Source organism: Caulobacter sp. KR2-114, from assembly GCF_049446115.1.
Classification (GTDB): domain Bacteria; phylum Pseudomonadota; class Alphaproteobacteria; order Caulobacterales; family Caulobacteraceae; genus Acaudatibacter.
Window position 1 is genome coordinate 109,371 of the sequence record NZ_JBMSEC010000003.1, and the last position, 13,180, is coordinate 122,550.

Sequence of the window (13,180 nt, forward strand, 5' to 3'; positions counted from 1 at the left end):
ACCTGGATGACGGACGCGGTGCTGGACCAGCCGATGGCGCTGGCGGAGGAGCCCATCGGCCGCCGGCACGTCGCCGCCGCCGTGGTCGGCAACGCCCTCGAGTTCTACGACTTCGTCACCTACACCTTCTTCGCGGTGCAGATCGGCGCGGCCTTCTTTCCCAGCCACGACCCCTTCGTGCAGCAGATGAGCTCGCTGATCACCTTCGGCGTGGGCTTCATCACCCGGCCGATCGGCGCCCTGGTGATCGGCCGCTACGGCGACCGGGCGGGGCGCAAGCCGGCGATGATGCTGAGCTTCGGCCTGATGGGCGTGGCGATCCTCGGCCTGGCGCTGACCCCCAGCTTCGCGCAGATCGGCATCGCCGCCCCGGTGCTGGTGGTGATCTGGCGGCTGGTGCAGGGCTTCGCCCTGGGCGGCGAGGTCGGCCCCACCACGGCCTATCTGATCGAGGCCGCGCCGCCGGGCCAGCGGGGGCTGTACGGCTCGCTGCAGTACGCCAGCCAGGGGTTCTCCTCGCTGGTCGGCGGCCTGGTGGGCGTGGGGCTCTCGGCCACCGTCGGGGACGCGGCGCTGGGCGCCTGGGGCTGGCGCCTGGCCTTCCTGATCGGCGCCCTGGTGCTGCCGTGGGGCCTGTGGCTGCGCCGCAGCCTGCCCGAGACCCGCCACCGCACGGAGGTGCGCACCGCGGCCCAGCCGGCGGCCGCGACGCTGAGGGGCCACGGCCGCATCATCGCCCTGGGGCTGATGATCACCGCCAATGGCACCATCGCCACCTACATCTTCAACAACATGACCAGCTACGCCCAGACCACGCTGAAGATGGCGCCGGGCGCGGCGCTGGCCGCCTCGATCGTGGTGGGGCTGACCCTGATCGTGTTCGGCCTGCTGGGCGGCGCCCTGTCGGACCGCATCGGGCGCAAGCCGATGATGCTCTGGCCGCGGCTGCTGCTGATGGCGGCGGTCGTGCCCGGCTTCACCCTGCTGGCCGCCCACCCCGACCACACCACCTTGCTGGTGGTCACCGGCGTGCTCAGCACCATCGCCGTGCTGGCCGGCTCGACCGGCATCACCGCGGTGGTGGAATCGATGCACCGCGACGTGCGCAGCCTGGCCTTCGCCGGGGTCTATTCCACGGCCGTGGCGGTGTTCGGCGGCACCACCCAGCCGATCATCACCTGGATGGTCAAGGCGACCGGCAACCCCGTGGCGCCAGCCTGGTACCTGGTCGGGGCCTGCGCCGTGGGCGTGGTGGCGATCCTGCTGCTGCCCGAGAGCCGGCCGGCGACCGCCCCCGGCCAGCCCCGCTAGACGTCGCCGAGGATCGCGCGCCGCCGCGCCAGGCTGTCGGCCGGCCATTCCGTCGGCATGTCGTAGTAGACCTCGAACGCCCGCGCGCCCGGCGGCAGCCCGACCCAGGGCTGCTTCGAGCGGGTGAAGATGTGGACGTCGGGGGCCAGGCTGGCCGGCTCGTCCAGCGTGCCGATGCGCACGAAGCGCAGGGCCGGGCGACCGCCGTAGTCGCTCCACAGCGCGGTCTGGCACGCCTCGCAGCGGTAGACGTCGTGCACGCGGCCGCTGTCGGTGGGCATGCGGGTGGGCTTCGGCGCGCCCGCCAGCAGCGCGATGCGGTCCGTCTCGATCAGGGCGTTGAGCGCGAACGCACTGCCGGTCTGGCGCTGGCAGTCCAGGCAGTGGCAGCAGTGCACGAACATCGGCCCCGTGGTCAGGGCGTATCGCACCGCTGCGCAGGCGCAGCCACCCTCGCGTCGCCGATCTACGCCCTGCTGCTGGTCCATGCTGCGCCCTCCCCGCGTCGGCGCCATCCTAGCGCAACCGTGGCAAACCCTTGTCAGCAAGGCGCGCACGGCCTTCCGTCGCCGCGCGCGGGCTTCTAGATTGGGGTCAGCTGTGCGTGCGGGGGATGCCTTGATAGTCGGGATCGATCTGGGGACGACCAACTCTGCCGTGGCCGTCTGGAAGGACGGCGCGGCCCGGCTGATCCCCAACAGCCTGGGCCATACCCTGACGCCGTCGGTGGTCAGCGTCGACGACGACGGCTCGCTGCTGGTGGGCCTGCCGGCGCGCGAGCGGATCGCCACCCACCCCGGCCGCACCGCCTTCGCCTTCAAGCGCTACATGGGTTCCACGCGCGAGACCCGCCTGGCCGAGCACTCGCTGCTGCCCGAGGAGCTGTCGTCGCTGGTGCTGAAGAGCCTGAAGGCCGACGCCGAGGCCTTCCTGGGCGAGGCGGTCACCGAGGCGGTGATCACCGTGCCGGCCTATTTCAACGACAAGCAGCGCAAGGCCACCCGCCGCGCCGGCGAACTGGCCGGGCTGAAGGTCGAGCGGCTGCTGAACGAGCCCACCGCGGCGGCCCTGGCCTACGGCATCCACGAGCGCGGCGCCGAGGCGCAGTTCCTGGTGTTCGACCTGGGCGGCGGCACCTTCGACGTCTCGATCCTGGAGCTGTTCGAGGGCGTGATCGAGGTGCGCGCCTCCACCGGCGACAACCGCCTGGGCGGCGAGGACTTCAACGCCGCCCTGGTGCAGCTGATGCGCCAGAAGTTCGCCCGCGAGTGGTCCAAGGACAAGGAAGACCCGGCCCTGCTGGCGCGCCTGAACGTCGCCGCCGAACAGACCCGCCGCGCCCTGACCGAACGGTCCGAGGCGGCCATGTCGCTGATCTGGAACGAGCAATCGTTCGAGCACACCGTCACCACCGAGGCCTTCGAGCACGAGGCCGAGCCGCTGCTCAAGCGCCTGCGCGAGCCGGTGCTGCGCGCCCTGCGCGACAGCGGCGTGCGCGCCGAGACGCTGAACGAGGTGGTGATGGTGGGCGGCGCCACGCGCATGCCGGTGGTGCGCCGGGCGGTGACGCGGATGTTCGGCCGCTTCCCGGCCAACACGGTCAACCCGGACGAGGCGGTGGCCGTGGGCGCCGCGATCCAGGGCGGGCTGAAGGGCCGGCACTCCGACCTGCGCGAAGTGGTGCTGACCGACGTGTGCCCCTACACCCTGGGCGTCGACACCACCCGCGTCGGCCCCGGCGGCCAGCGGCGCAGCGGCTTCTTCGCGCCGATCATCGAGCGCAACACCGTGGTGCCGGCCAGCCGTTCGCACAGCTTCACCACCCTGGAGGACAACCAGCTGAAGGTGCGCTTTCGCATCTACCAGGGCGAGGCGCGGCTGGTGGCGGACAACATCCTGCTGGGCGAGATCGAGGTGCCCGTGCCGCGCGCCAAGGCCGGCCAGGTCGAGATCGACTGCCGCTTCTCCTACGACATCAACGGCCTGCTGGAAGTCGACGTCAGCGTGCCGCAGACCGGCGAGCGGCGCGAACTGGTGATCGTCGAGGACGACGCCGTCACCCCCGCCGAGCTGGAGATGCGCCGCGCGGCCCTGGCGAAGCTGAAGCAGCATCCCCGCGACGACGACGCCAACCGCGCCGCCATGGCCCGCGCCGAGCGCTGCTTCGAGGACCACCTCGGTGATGCCCGCGACCACATCGGCCGGCTGATCGAGCGCTTCGAGGCGGCGCTGGACAGCCAGGACCCGCGCACCGTCGAGACCGCCCGGGCCGAGCTGCTCACCGCGCTCGACTCCATCGAGGGCGAGACCTGGCTTTGACCCAGGGCGAGGTCTGGTCGCGACTGGGCATCGCCCCCACCACCGACCGGACCGCGATCCGCCGGGCCTACGCCGCCCGGCTGAAACAGGTGAACCCCGAGGACGACGCCGCCGGCTTCATGGCCCTGCGCACAGCCTACGACACGGCCCTGGCCCGCGCCGCGGCGCCCGCCTTTGCCTTGGTCCCCGAGCCGTTTGGCGAGACCGACGCCCCGGTCCCGGACGAGCCCGCCGACGACACGCCCGCGACCGACGGCGCGACCGCGGACCAGGGGCCTGCCGATCCGCCGGCCCCGCCGGCGCCTCCGACCGGGGGGCGGGTCATCCATCGGCCGCCGGCCGCGCCGGAATCGCCGTCCGCGCGGGCCGCGCATGAGCGGCTGATGGCCGAACTGGAGCGTCAGGTGCGGACCGCCGACGTCTCGCCTGCGGTCCTGGAGAGGGCGCTGGAGGCGCTGCTCGCCTCGCCAGCGCTCGAGCAGCTGGCGGTGCAGATCCGCACCGAGACCTGGCTGGCCGGCCTGATCGCCGCGAACCTCCCGGCGGCCGACCCCCTGGTGGGCCGGGCGACGAAGGTGTTCGGCTGGCGCGAAGGCGACGACGCGGTGGCTGACAGGGCCGCCGTCGATGTGGTGGCCGCGCGGCAGGCGGACCTCGAGCACCTGGCGCGACTGAAGACCACGGACCCTCGCCACCGCCACGACCTGGCCTTGCTGACACATCCGCCGGGGGCCGGCGACGCCTGGCGCCTGCTGCTCCGGCCAGGCCTGGCCAAGCGGCTGACGCTGCTGGTCCACGATCTTCGCAGCAACCACCCCGGCCTGGCGCTGAACTTCCCGCCGGGCGCGCTGGACGCCTGGGCGGAATGGCTGGACCGGCCCCGGATCGCGGCGACGGGCCTCTGGACGGTGGCGATCGGCGCGCCGGTGCTGGCGTTTTTCATCGTGGTCTGGCGGGGCGCCAGCGGCCCCGCCGCCCTGCCGAAGCTGGCGGCGACCTGGCCGGTGGTGACCCTGTGCGGCGTGGCCGTGCTGGCGTTGCGCTGGCTGGCCTTCGACTGGCCCCGATGGCTGTGGCTCAAGCGGTGGTCGGCGACCGCCGGCCCTTGGGCGGCGCACGGCTGGGCGGCCCTGGCCGCGGCGGTGTTCGCCGCCGGCTTCCTGCTGCCGGCCGCGCCCTGGACCATCGGGGCCGTCGGCGCGGGCGCGGCGGTGGTCGTGGTGTGGTCCTGGGCCACCGGGCGGCGCTTCACCCCCTCCTCGGCCCTCTATCCGCAATGGCTGCGCTGGCCGGCGCGCAATTTCGGCCTGGCCCTGCTGCTCGGCCTGACACTGGCCTGGCGCGATACGCGGGACGGGCCGCAGATCGCCCTGGCCGTGGCCGGCCCGGCGGTCGCCACGGTGTTCGCCGAAGCGGACCTGGCCCGGTTCTGGACCGTGACCCTGGGCGTCGCGGCCCGCCGGGCGGCGCTGGCCGTGCTGGCGCTGGCGGCGATGGGCGTGACGGTGGAAGCCGCCCGCGAGGTCGACGCGCAGCCGTCCAGCGGCCTGCTGGCCGCCCTCGCCCTGCTGGCCTTCGCGCAGCGGTTCCCGGCCGCGGCCGCCCCGCCGACCCGGCGCCAGGCGAACCTGAGCGGCTACCCGGTCACCGGCCTGTTCGGCCTCGCGATCGGCTGGGTGGTGCTCGGCGCCCTGGGCAAGGCCGCCGCCAGCCTGGTCGCCCTGGCGCTGCCGGTGGGCGCCCTGATCGGGCTGCTGGCCGCCTTCAACCGCGAGCCGCCGCTGCGCCAGTGGCCGTTCCGCCGCCGGGCCGGGCCTGGCTAGATGGTGTCCTTCGGCGCGCCCGGCGCGGCGCCGCAGCCGAGCGAGCGGGCCTGGGCGGCGGTGATCTTGCCGGTGTGCACCAGGCTCTCGTGCAGCTCCTGGCGCTGCCAGTCATAGAACTTGTCGGGGCCGGCCTTGCCGACGGCGGCCTCCTCGGCCTTGCACTGGCTCACCGCCTGGTCGCCGGCGTGGGTGATGTCGCCCCCGGCCTTGGCGATGGCGAAGGCCGCCTTGCGCACGCAAAGGGTCACGGTCTCCTTCTCGGCCGCGTAGGTCCCCGGCGCGGCCCTGGCGGTGAAGTCCGGCGCCTTGCAGGTGTCTTCCGGCGGCGCCTTGGCGGCGCAGCCGGCGAGGGCGAGCGCCGCGGCCGCCAGCATCGTGGATCTGAACATCTTCCCCCCGGAACCTTCGGCGACGATCAACCGCCAATTGCGCCGAGATGGGCGGCTGGCGGCGAGTCTGTCAACCGCCGGGGGCCGGGTCAGGCCGCGCGCAGCCTGGCGGCCAGGGCCTCGTAGTCGCGCGCCAGGTCGGCCAGGCCCAGGGTCCCGTACATCACCGCCAGATTGTGCGCCGGCATGTGGCCGCCGCGCCCCGCCACCGCGCCGTCGAGATCCGGCCGCTCGCCGATCTCCAGGCACTTCTTCCAGGCGAACTCGGCCAGCGGCAGGAATTCCTGCAGCGCCTTGTCTGGATTGCGCCCGGCCCAGGCCAGGTAGAGGTCGCCCATGGCGAAGAAGAAGTCCGGCGAGGCCTGCCAGTTGGGAAATTCGGCGTCCAGCAGGGCCAGGGCCTCGTCGAACCGCTCGGCGGTCTTCAGCGCGGTCAGGGCGCGGACCACCAGGGCGTGGCGGAACGGCGCCTCGGGACCGGCCAGGCGCAGCGCCTCGCTGAAGCACACCGCCGCCTGCGGCGGTCGCTCGCGCACCTGATGCTCCTTGCCGAGCTGGAACCACAGGTAGGCGTCCTCGGGACTGGCCTCCAGTTCGGCCATCAGCAGGGTCTCGTTGCGCGCGCCCTTGCGCTCGAGATTGTCCGGCAGGTAGCCGTCGTGGGCGATCACCAGCGGCAGGCGGCGAAGCGGCAGGGTCGATGCGGGCTGCTCGTGGATGCGGCCGGCGTAGCGCACGCCCCTCGGCAGCACGCGGGCGATCCAGGCCCGCGAGGTGGAGCGCTCGGCGCCCTCGCCGATCTCGCTGGCCACCTGTACGGACCCCAGGAAGTCGCCCGCGCCCGGCGCCAGGACCTGCGGCCCCAGCGCCGCCTCGCCGCCGTCGATCCACTCGTCGGCGTCGAGCACCAGGTTCCAGTCGGCGTCGGAGAGGTCCAGCGCCGCGTTGCGCGCGGCGGCGAAGTCGTCGCACCAGGTGAAATGGGCCACCTCGGCGCCGGCCTCCGCCGCGATCTGCGGCGTGCCGTCGGTCGAGCCGGTGTCCAGCACGATCAGCCGCTCGACGTGCGGCCGGGCGCTGGCGAGCGCACGGGCGATCGCGCGCCGTTCGTCACGGGCGATCATCACCAGGGCCAGGCGGGTCACGGGGGCGGGCTCTCCAGGGCTGCGCGGCCAGGGTCGGCCGCCGCGCTTAAGGAAGCGCTAACCACGTTTGCGGCGGCGACACGCGGCGCGGGCCACGGACGGCGCCGGCCATCGACAGAGCGGCCCCCGGCGACTATCGGGGGCGCCAGTCGAGCCAGAGGAGCGAGCGCGGATGAAGAGCCGGTGGGACCAGGCGGCGGCCGAGGCGGCGGTGGCGCGGTACGGCGCCGAGGGCGTCGGCGAGGATCTGGCCCTCAGGACCTATTCCGCCCGGCTGCTGGGCGGCGATCCCAGCCTGGTGCTGCACGGCGGCGGCAATACCTCGGTGAAGACCACGGCGCACGACCTGTTCGGCGAGCCCGTGGACGTGATCTGCGTCAAGGGCAGCGGCTGGGACCTGGGGGCCATCGAGCCGCCGGGCCACCCCGCCGTGCGGCTGGAGCCGCTGCGCCGGCTGCGCGCGCTGCAGCGGCTCTCAGACGAGGACATGGTCAACGCCCAGCGCCAGAACCTGCTGGACTCGGCCGCGCCGAACCCGTCGGTGGAGACCCTGCTGCACGCCTTCATGCCGGCCAAGTTCATCGACCACACCCATTCGGTGGACGTGCTGGCGATCGCCGACCAGCCGGACGCGGCCGACCTCGCCGCCGAGGTCTGGGGCGGCAAGGTGGCCCTGGTTCCCTATGTCATGCCCGGCTTCGCGCTGGCTAAGCTGGCGGCCGAGGTGCTGGAGGCGCATCCCGGCGTGGAGGGCTTGGTGCTGCTCAAGCACGGGGTGTTCTCGTTCGGGCAGACGGCGCGCGAGAGCTATGAGCGGATGATCGCCCTGGTCACCGCCGCCGAGGACTATCTGGCCCGCAAGGCCCGCCCGGCCGCGCCCGCCGCGGCGCCGCGGGACGCGCTGCTGCCGGCCGCCGAGGCCCTGCCGCGGCTGCGCGGCGCCCTGGCGAAGGTCGCCGGCGCGCGCTGGCCCGCCCGCTGGATCGCCGATCTGCGCACGGGAGACGCCGCCCGCGCGGTGGCGGACGATCCGCGGCTGGGCGACTGGGCGACGCGGGGGGTGGCCACCCCCGACCACGTGATCCGCACCAAGCGCCATCCCCTGGTGCTGCCGGCCCCGACGATGGACGCCGCCGCCTGGGGCGAGGCGGCGGCCGACGCCGCGGCGGTCTACGTCAGCGCCTACGAGGCCTATTTCGCCCGCAACAATGCGGCCGTGGGCGGCATCAAGACCCAGCTCGATCCCCTGCCCCGGGTGGCGGTGATCCCCGGCCTGGGGCTGGTCGGCCTGGGCAAGACCGCGGCCGAGGCGGCGGTCACCGCCGACGTGGCGGAAAACTGGGCGGCCACCCTGCTGAAGGCGGAGTCGGTCGGCCGGTTCGAACCGGTGGACGAGGCCGAGACCTTCGAGATGGAATACTGGTCGCTGGAGCAGGCCAAGCTGGGCAAGGCCGCCGAGAAGCGGCTGGAGCGGCGGGTGGTGCTGGTCACCGGCGGCGCGGGGGCGATCGGCGCGGCCACCGCCGCCGCCTTCGCCGCCGAGGGCGCCGACGTGGCGGTGCTGGATCTCGACGACGCCGCGGCCAGGGCGACGGCGGCCAGGGTCGGCAAGCGGGCGCTGGGGCTCGGCTGCGACGTCACCGATCCGCACGCGGTGCGCGCCGCCTTCGACGCCGTCTGCGCCCGCTTCGGCGGGGTGGACATCGTCGTCTCCAACGCGGGCGCGGCCACCACCGGCATGATGGCCCGGATGGCCGACGAGACCCTGCGCGCCAGCTTCGACCTGAACTTCTTCGCCCACCAGGCCGTCGCCCAGGCGGCGGTGCGGGTGATGCAGGCGCAGGGCTTCGGCGGGACCCTGCTGTTCAACGTCTCCAAGCAGGCGCTGAACCCTGGGCCGGACTTCGGGGCCTACGGAACCTCAAAGGCGGCGCTGATGGCGCTGATGCGGCAGTACGCCCTGGAGCACGGCGCCGACGGCATCCGCGTCAACGCCCTCAACCCCGACCGCATCCGCTCGGGCCTGCTCACCGACGGCATGATCGCCTCGCGCGCCGGCTCGCGCGGGGTCAGCGAGGCCGAGTACATGGCCGGCAACCTGCTGCACGCGGAAGTCACCGCCCAGGACGTCGCCCAGGCCTTCGTGTTCACCGCCCTGATGACCAAGACCACCGGCGCGGTGATCACCGTCGACGGGGGCAATGTGGCGGCGATGGTGCGGTAGGGCGGTTCTCGGCTGGAGCCCCCATCCCCCGCTGCGCGGGGACTTCCCCCAGAGGGGGAAGAGAACGGAAGCTGAAGCGCACATTCTCTTCCCCTTCTGGGGGAAGTACGGCCGAAGGCCGGGATGGAGGCTCCAGCGCAGCGCCCTCTAAGGCGCGAAGCTGGAGCGGCACTTCACGCCCCAGTGGCCGTCCTCGCAGGTGACAACGTACATCGAATCGAAGCCGCCGATCACCGAGCCGTCCTTGCGGTAGCGGGTGAAGCGGGTGTCGAGGTGCACCTTGTCCGGGCCGGCGTGGATCACGTTGCGGCGCTCCCAGGCGGAGTGGTCCCATTCCTCCAGCGCCCCGCGGCCGAACATCTCCGGCTTGTGGTAGTCGGCGTCGATGATCACCAGGGTGTTGGAGGCCAGCCGCACGCTCGGAAAGTTGAAGGTCTTCTGCCAGGCGTCGATGTCGCGGGCGTTGAAGGCGGTCATGAAATCGTCCAGGCATTTCATGGCTGCGGCGATGGCGGCGGCGTTGTCCGACATGGGCTCCCTTCCCTCGGTTGCGTGGTCCGGCTGTAACGGCTGATGGCCACGGTTCCGTCGACCGGGGCGCGTTGGGGCGAACGATAGAGGGGGACGCCAGCCTTGTCAGCGACTGCGCCACGCCTTCGCCCGCGGCCCGACGGGCTGCTCGCCGCAGAAGAGCCCGTGACCATGCCGTTCATGGCCCCGCGCCTGCAGGGCGCGCTGTCGGCCGACGGCCGTCTGGACCTCGCCCTGTGGGCCGCCGGGCGGCTGGGAAGCCTGAGGGTCACCGGGCTTGGCGGTCCCGGCGTGGCGGCGCCGAACCGCTGGGAGACGCCGGGCGGTGGGCTCCACATCGCCCAGTCGCAGCCGGCGCTGCTGCTGAGGGGCGCCCGAGCCGGACGGCTCACCCTGGCGACACGGAGCGCCGGCTGGGCCGCGTCGCACCCCGCGCCGCCGCCCCGCCGCGAGGGCGACCGGCGGATCGCCGAGCTTGGCTGGGGCGTGCTCATCGTCGACCCCCGTGGCGCGGACACGGTGATCGCGGCCGGGGCCGATCGCGCCGAGGCCGAGGCGGCGCTGCGGCTTTCAGGCGAGGCGATCATCGCCGAGGCGGCCGCGCACGTCGCCCGCTGCGACCGCCTGCCGGGAGCGGACCCGCTGCTGCGCTCGATGGTGCTGCAGGGCGCGCACGCGGCGCTGTCCAGCATCCGGCGCGATCAGCACGGGGCCTTCGCGGGCCTCGCCGCCGGCCTCGCCTACAGCGCTCCGGCGCGCACCTATTTCCGCGACGGCTACTGGACCCTGCAGCTGCTGCTGCGGGCCGATCCGCAGGCGGTGGCCGACGAGATCGACCTGCTGGCCAAGGGGGTGCAGCCGGACGGCGAGGCTCCCAGCGGCGTGATCCTTTCCGGCCCGGCCCAGTCCGCGGCGTGGGAGGCGCTGCGCGCCCGCAGCCGTCGGATGGCGGCCGCCCACCGTCCCGGCCACTGGTGGAGCGACCACTTCGACAGTCCGCTGTTCTTCGTGCTGATGATCGGCGACTACGTGCGCGCCACGGGCGATCGGCGCCCGGCCGAGCGCCACGCGGGGCTGATCGCGGCGATCTTCGAGCGCTACGCCGGTCTCGCCGCCGACAATGACGGCCTGCCCGCCAAGCCGCGCCACGACCGTGACTGGGCCGACAACGTCTATCGCGAGGGCGAGGTGGCCTACGACCTGGGACTCTGGGTGGACGTCCTGCACGCGATCGGCTGGCTGGGCGGACCGCTGGCCGACCGCGCCGCGCCGCTGGCGGCGACGGCCAAGGCGCGGCTGGAGCGGCTGTGGATGGGCGACCACTACGCCGACTGGCGGCGGCCGGATGGTTCGCTCGAACCGCACATGGCCCTCGACAGCCTCACCCTGCTGCGCGGCGACGCCGCCCCGGCCGACAAGGCGATGGTGGTGCTGGAGCGCGCGCGCATGACGCTGGAGAGCCGGCGAAACACCACCCAGCGCTGGGGGGACTGGGGCATGCTGTGCGCCTTCCCGCCGTTCGCCCGCCGCGAGGACACCCGCGCCAAGAGCGCCTTCGCCTTCCGCTATCACAACGGCGCCGACTGGCCGTGGCTGGACGGCCTCTACGCCCGCGAGCGGCTGCGGCGCGGCCTGCCCGGCTGGCGCTATCCGCTGACCCGCTGGTGGGAGACCTGCCTGGCGCAGGGCTGGGCCGGGGCGGTGGAGTATTTCTCCCCGCCGTTCGGCCGCGGCTCGCTGCTGCAGGGCTGGAGCGGCTATCCGGCCGCCGTGGCGCTGGCGTTCGCCGACACGGTGCTGGCCGGCGACCCGGAAGCCTAGCTGACCGTCACCACCACGGTCGCGGCCTGGCCGATGGCGCTGTCGACGATCGGCGTCTCGGAGACGGCCGCGTCCCGCGCTTCCAGCGCCTGGCGGATCTCGGCGTGCTTCTGCGCCGTCAGCCGCCAGCCCACCACGCAGGCGCCGCCCAGCATCACGAACACGATCGGCCCGACGATGTACGCCAGTTCCAGGTTGTGGATGGCCGCGGGCGTGTTCACCGCCCCTTCCCGGGGATTGTAGCCCAGCCGTTCCAGCAGCGGGAAGGTGATCGCCAGCTGCAGGGCCGAGGCGACCTTCGCCGCCAGCCCGTTCATGGCGTAGATCAGGCTGATCCGCTCCTTGCCCTGCTCCAGCCGCACCTCGTCGCCGACGTCGGCCAGCATGGCGCTGATCATCAGGCCGAAGCCGGACGCCATGAAGCCGCACCACATCATCACCGGCACCGAGAACAGCATGCTGTGCTTGGGCAGCACGACGATGGTGCACAGGCCGAGCGAATAGGCCGTGGTGGTCAGCATCAGGGTGCGGTGCTTGCTGAACCGCGAGGCCAGCCACGCCGCGCTCGGCGCACCGACGATGCCGATCAGGATGTAGATGCCCAGCAGCAGGGACGACTCGCCGCCGGTGAAGCCGAGGAAGTCGTGGAAGAAGAACAGGTAAAGCGTCGCCATCCAGCCGGGACCAAGCGTCAGCGCCACCTGCGCCAGCACCAGGCGGAACAGGTCCGGCTTGGTGATCAAGGCGATGTATTCGCGGACCGTGGCCTGCATCGACGGCTTGTGCATCGCCACATCGGTGGTGATCCGCTCCGGCGTGGCGATGGCGGCCGCCAGGATGCACAGCGGGATCGAGATGATCACGAACCAGCCCATCACCGGCACGGCCTGGGCGTCGCTCAGGCCGAGCGGCCCGGCCAGGATCGGGATCGCCAGCACGGCGACGGCGCCCAGCACGCCCACGGCGGACTGCCAGCCGAACAGCTGCGAGCGGGCGTTGTAGTGGCTGGCGAGCCGCGCGCCCCAGGCGGGGTGGGCCAGGTTCACCACCGAGGTGCCCAGGTAGTAGATCAGCAGTCCGCCCACCAGGTAGCTGACGCTGATGCCGACCGGGGCCATGAACAGGGCGAAGCAGCCGGCCATCAGCACCGGGCCGCCCAGCAGCAGCCACAGCCGGTAGCGGCCGAGCTTCGTGCGCGTGCGGTCCATCAGGGCGCCCAGGAACACATCCACGCCCATGTCGGCGAAGCGCACGATCATGAACGCCAGGCCCACGCCGGTCAGGCTGACGCCGAGGTGGCTGGCGAAATAGGGCGCCAGGTAGACGCCGAGGGCCAGGCCCAGGGCGCTGATCGGGATGGCCGGGAGCGAGAAGGTCAGGATCAGGGGGAGCGGCAGACGTTCGGTCCCCGGCTCTGGCGCTTTGAACAAGTGACTTCGGCTCCCTGATTGACGATCACCCGTCGTCTTGCCGCGACTTGCGGCAAGCTGAACCCGCTACGGCCGGCCTTGGCAAGCGCCATAAATGCATACTCTCCCTACGCAATCGGGTCGCCTTACCGATCGGCAAAGGCCTTTGTAATCCCCGCTTTCAGGCCGCGGGACCGCTTGCGCC

General features: G+C 73.0%; 10 protein-coding genes. 5 read left to right on the top strand and 5 right to left on the bottom strand.

The window, feature by feature from the left end:
- Nucleotides 1-6: 6 nt before the first annotated feature.
- Nucleotides 7-1,311 (top strand): MFS transporter, encoded by a 1,305-nt coding sequence (locus ACO2Q3_RS12860; protein ID WP_423307027.1) that lies wholly within the window; start codon nucleotides 7-9, stop codon nucleotides 1,309-1,311.
- On the opposite strand, the gene ACO2Q3_RS12865 is transcribed toward ACO2Q3_RS12860, so the two are convergent.
- Entirely contained in the window at nucleotides 1,308-1,799 is a 492-nt protein-coding gene (locus tag ACO2Q3_RS12865) for a GFA family protein (protein ID WP_423307029.1), read from the bottom strand. The two genes, ACO2Q3_RS12860 and ACO2Q3_RS12865, sit on opposite strands and share 4 nt — an antisense overlap.
- 112 nt (nucleotides 1,800-1,911) lie before the next feature.
- Here ACO2Q3_RS12865 and ACO2Q3_RS12870 point away from each other — a divergent pair, with 112 nt between their 5' ends.
- Entirely contained in the window at nucleotides 1,912-3,630 is a 1,719-nt protein-coding gene (locus tag ACO2Q3_RS12870; RefSeq protein ID WP_423307031.1) for an Hsp70 family protein, read from the top strand.
- Entirely contained in the window at nucleotides 3,627-5,453 is a 1,827-nt protein-coding gene (locus ACO2Q3_RS12875) for a hypothetical protein (RefSeq protein WP_423307033.1), read from the top strand. Before ACO2Q3_RS12870 ends, ACO2Q3_RS12875 begins: the two co-directional genes overlap by 4 nt.
- Here the strand turns inward: ACO2Q3_RS12875 and ACO2Q3_RS12880 are convergent.
- Both ACO2Q3_RS12880 and ACO2Q3_RS12885 read right to left on the bottom strand, forming a co-directional pair.
- Nucleotides 5,450-5,845 (bottom strand): hypothetical protein, encoded by a 396-nt coding sequence (locus ACO2Q3_RS12880; RefSeq protein WP_423307035.1) that lies wholly within the window; start codon nucleotides 5,843-5,845, stop codon nucleotides 5,450-5,452. The genes ACO2Q3_RS12875 and ACO2Q3_RS12880 overlap by 4 nt on opposite strands.
- Nucleotides 5,846-5,934: 89 nt before the next feature.
- A complete protein-coding gene (locus ACO2Q3_RS12885; RefSeq protein ID WP_423307037.1) occupies nucleotides 5,935-6,990 on the bottom strand; it encodes a glycosyltransferase in 1,056 nt (351 codons plus the stop codon).
- Between the two features lie 172 nt (nucleotides 6,991-7,162).
- Between ACO2Q3_RS12885 and ACO2Q3_RS12890 the strand changes: the two genes are divergently transcribed.
- Nucleotides 7,163-9,214, top strand: coding sequence for a bifunctional aldolase/short-chain dehydrogenase (locus tag ACO2Q3_RS12890; RefSeq protein ID WP_423307039.1), 2,052 nt, complete (start codon nucleotides 7,163-7,165; stop codon nucleotides 9,212-9,214).
- A 147-nt stretch (nucleotides 9,215-9,361) separates the two neighbouring features.
- On the opposite strand, the gene ACO2Q3_RS12895 is transcribed toward ACO2Q3_RS12890, so the two are convergent.
- Nucleotides 9,362-9,745 (bottom strand): hypothetical protein, encoded by a 384-nt coding sequence (locus ACO2Q3_RS12895; RefSeq protein WP_423307040.1) that lies wholly within the window; start codon nucleotides 9,743-9,745, stop codon nucleotides 9,362-9,364.
- 165 nt (nucleotides 9,746-9,910) lie between these two features.
- Between ACO2Q3_RS12895 and ACO2Q3_RS12900 the strand changes: the two genes are divergently transcribed.
- Nucleotides 9,911-11,566 (top strand): hypothetical protein, encoded by a 1,656-nt coding sequence (locus tag ACO2Q3_RS12900; RefSeq protein ID WP_423307042.1) that lies wholly within the window; start codon nucleotides 9,911-9,913, stop codon nucleotides 11,564-11,566.
- Here ACO2Q3_RS12900 and ACO2Q3_RS12905 read toward each other — a convergent pair.
- On the bottom strand, nucleotides 11,563-12,996 hold the full coding sequence (locus tag ACO2Q3_RS12905) for an MFS transporter (RefSeq protein WP_423307044.1): 1,434 nt from the start codon (nucleotides 12,994-12,996) through the stop codon (nucleotides 11,563-11,565). The two genes, ACO2Q3_RS12900 and ACO2Q3_RS12905, sit on opposite strands and share 4 nt — an antisense overlap.
- Nucleotides 12,997-13,180: the final 184 nt, after the last annotated feature.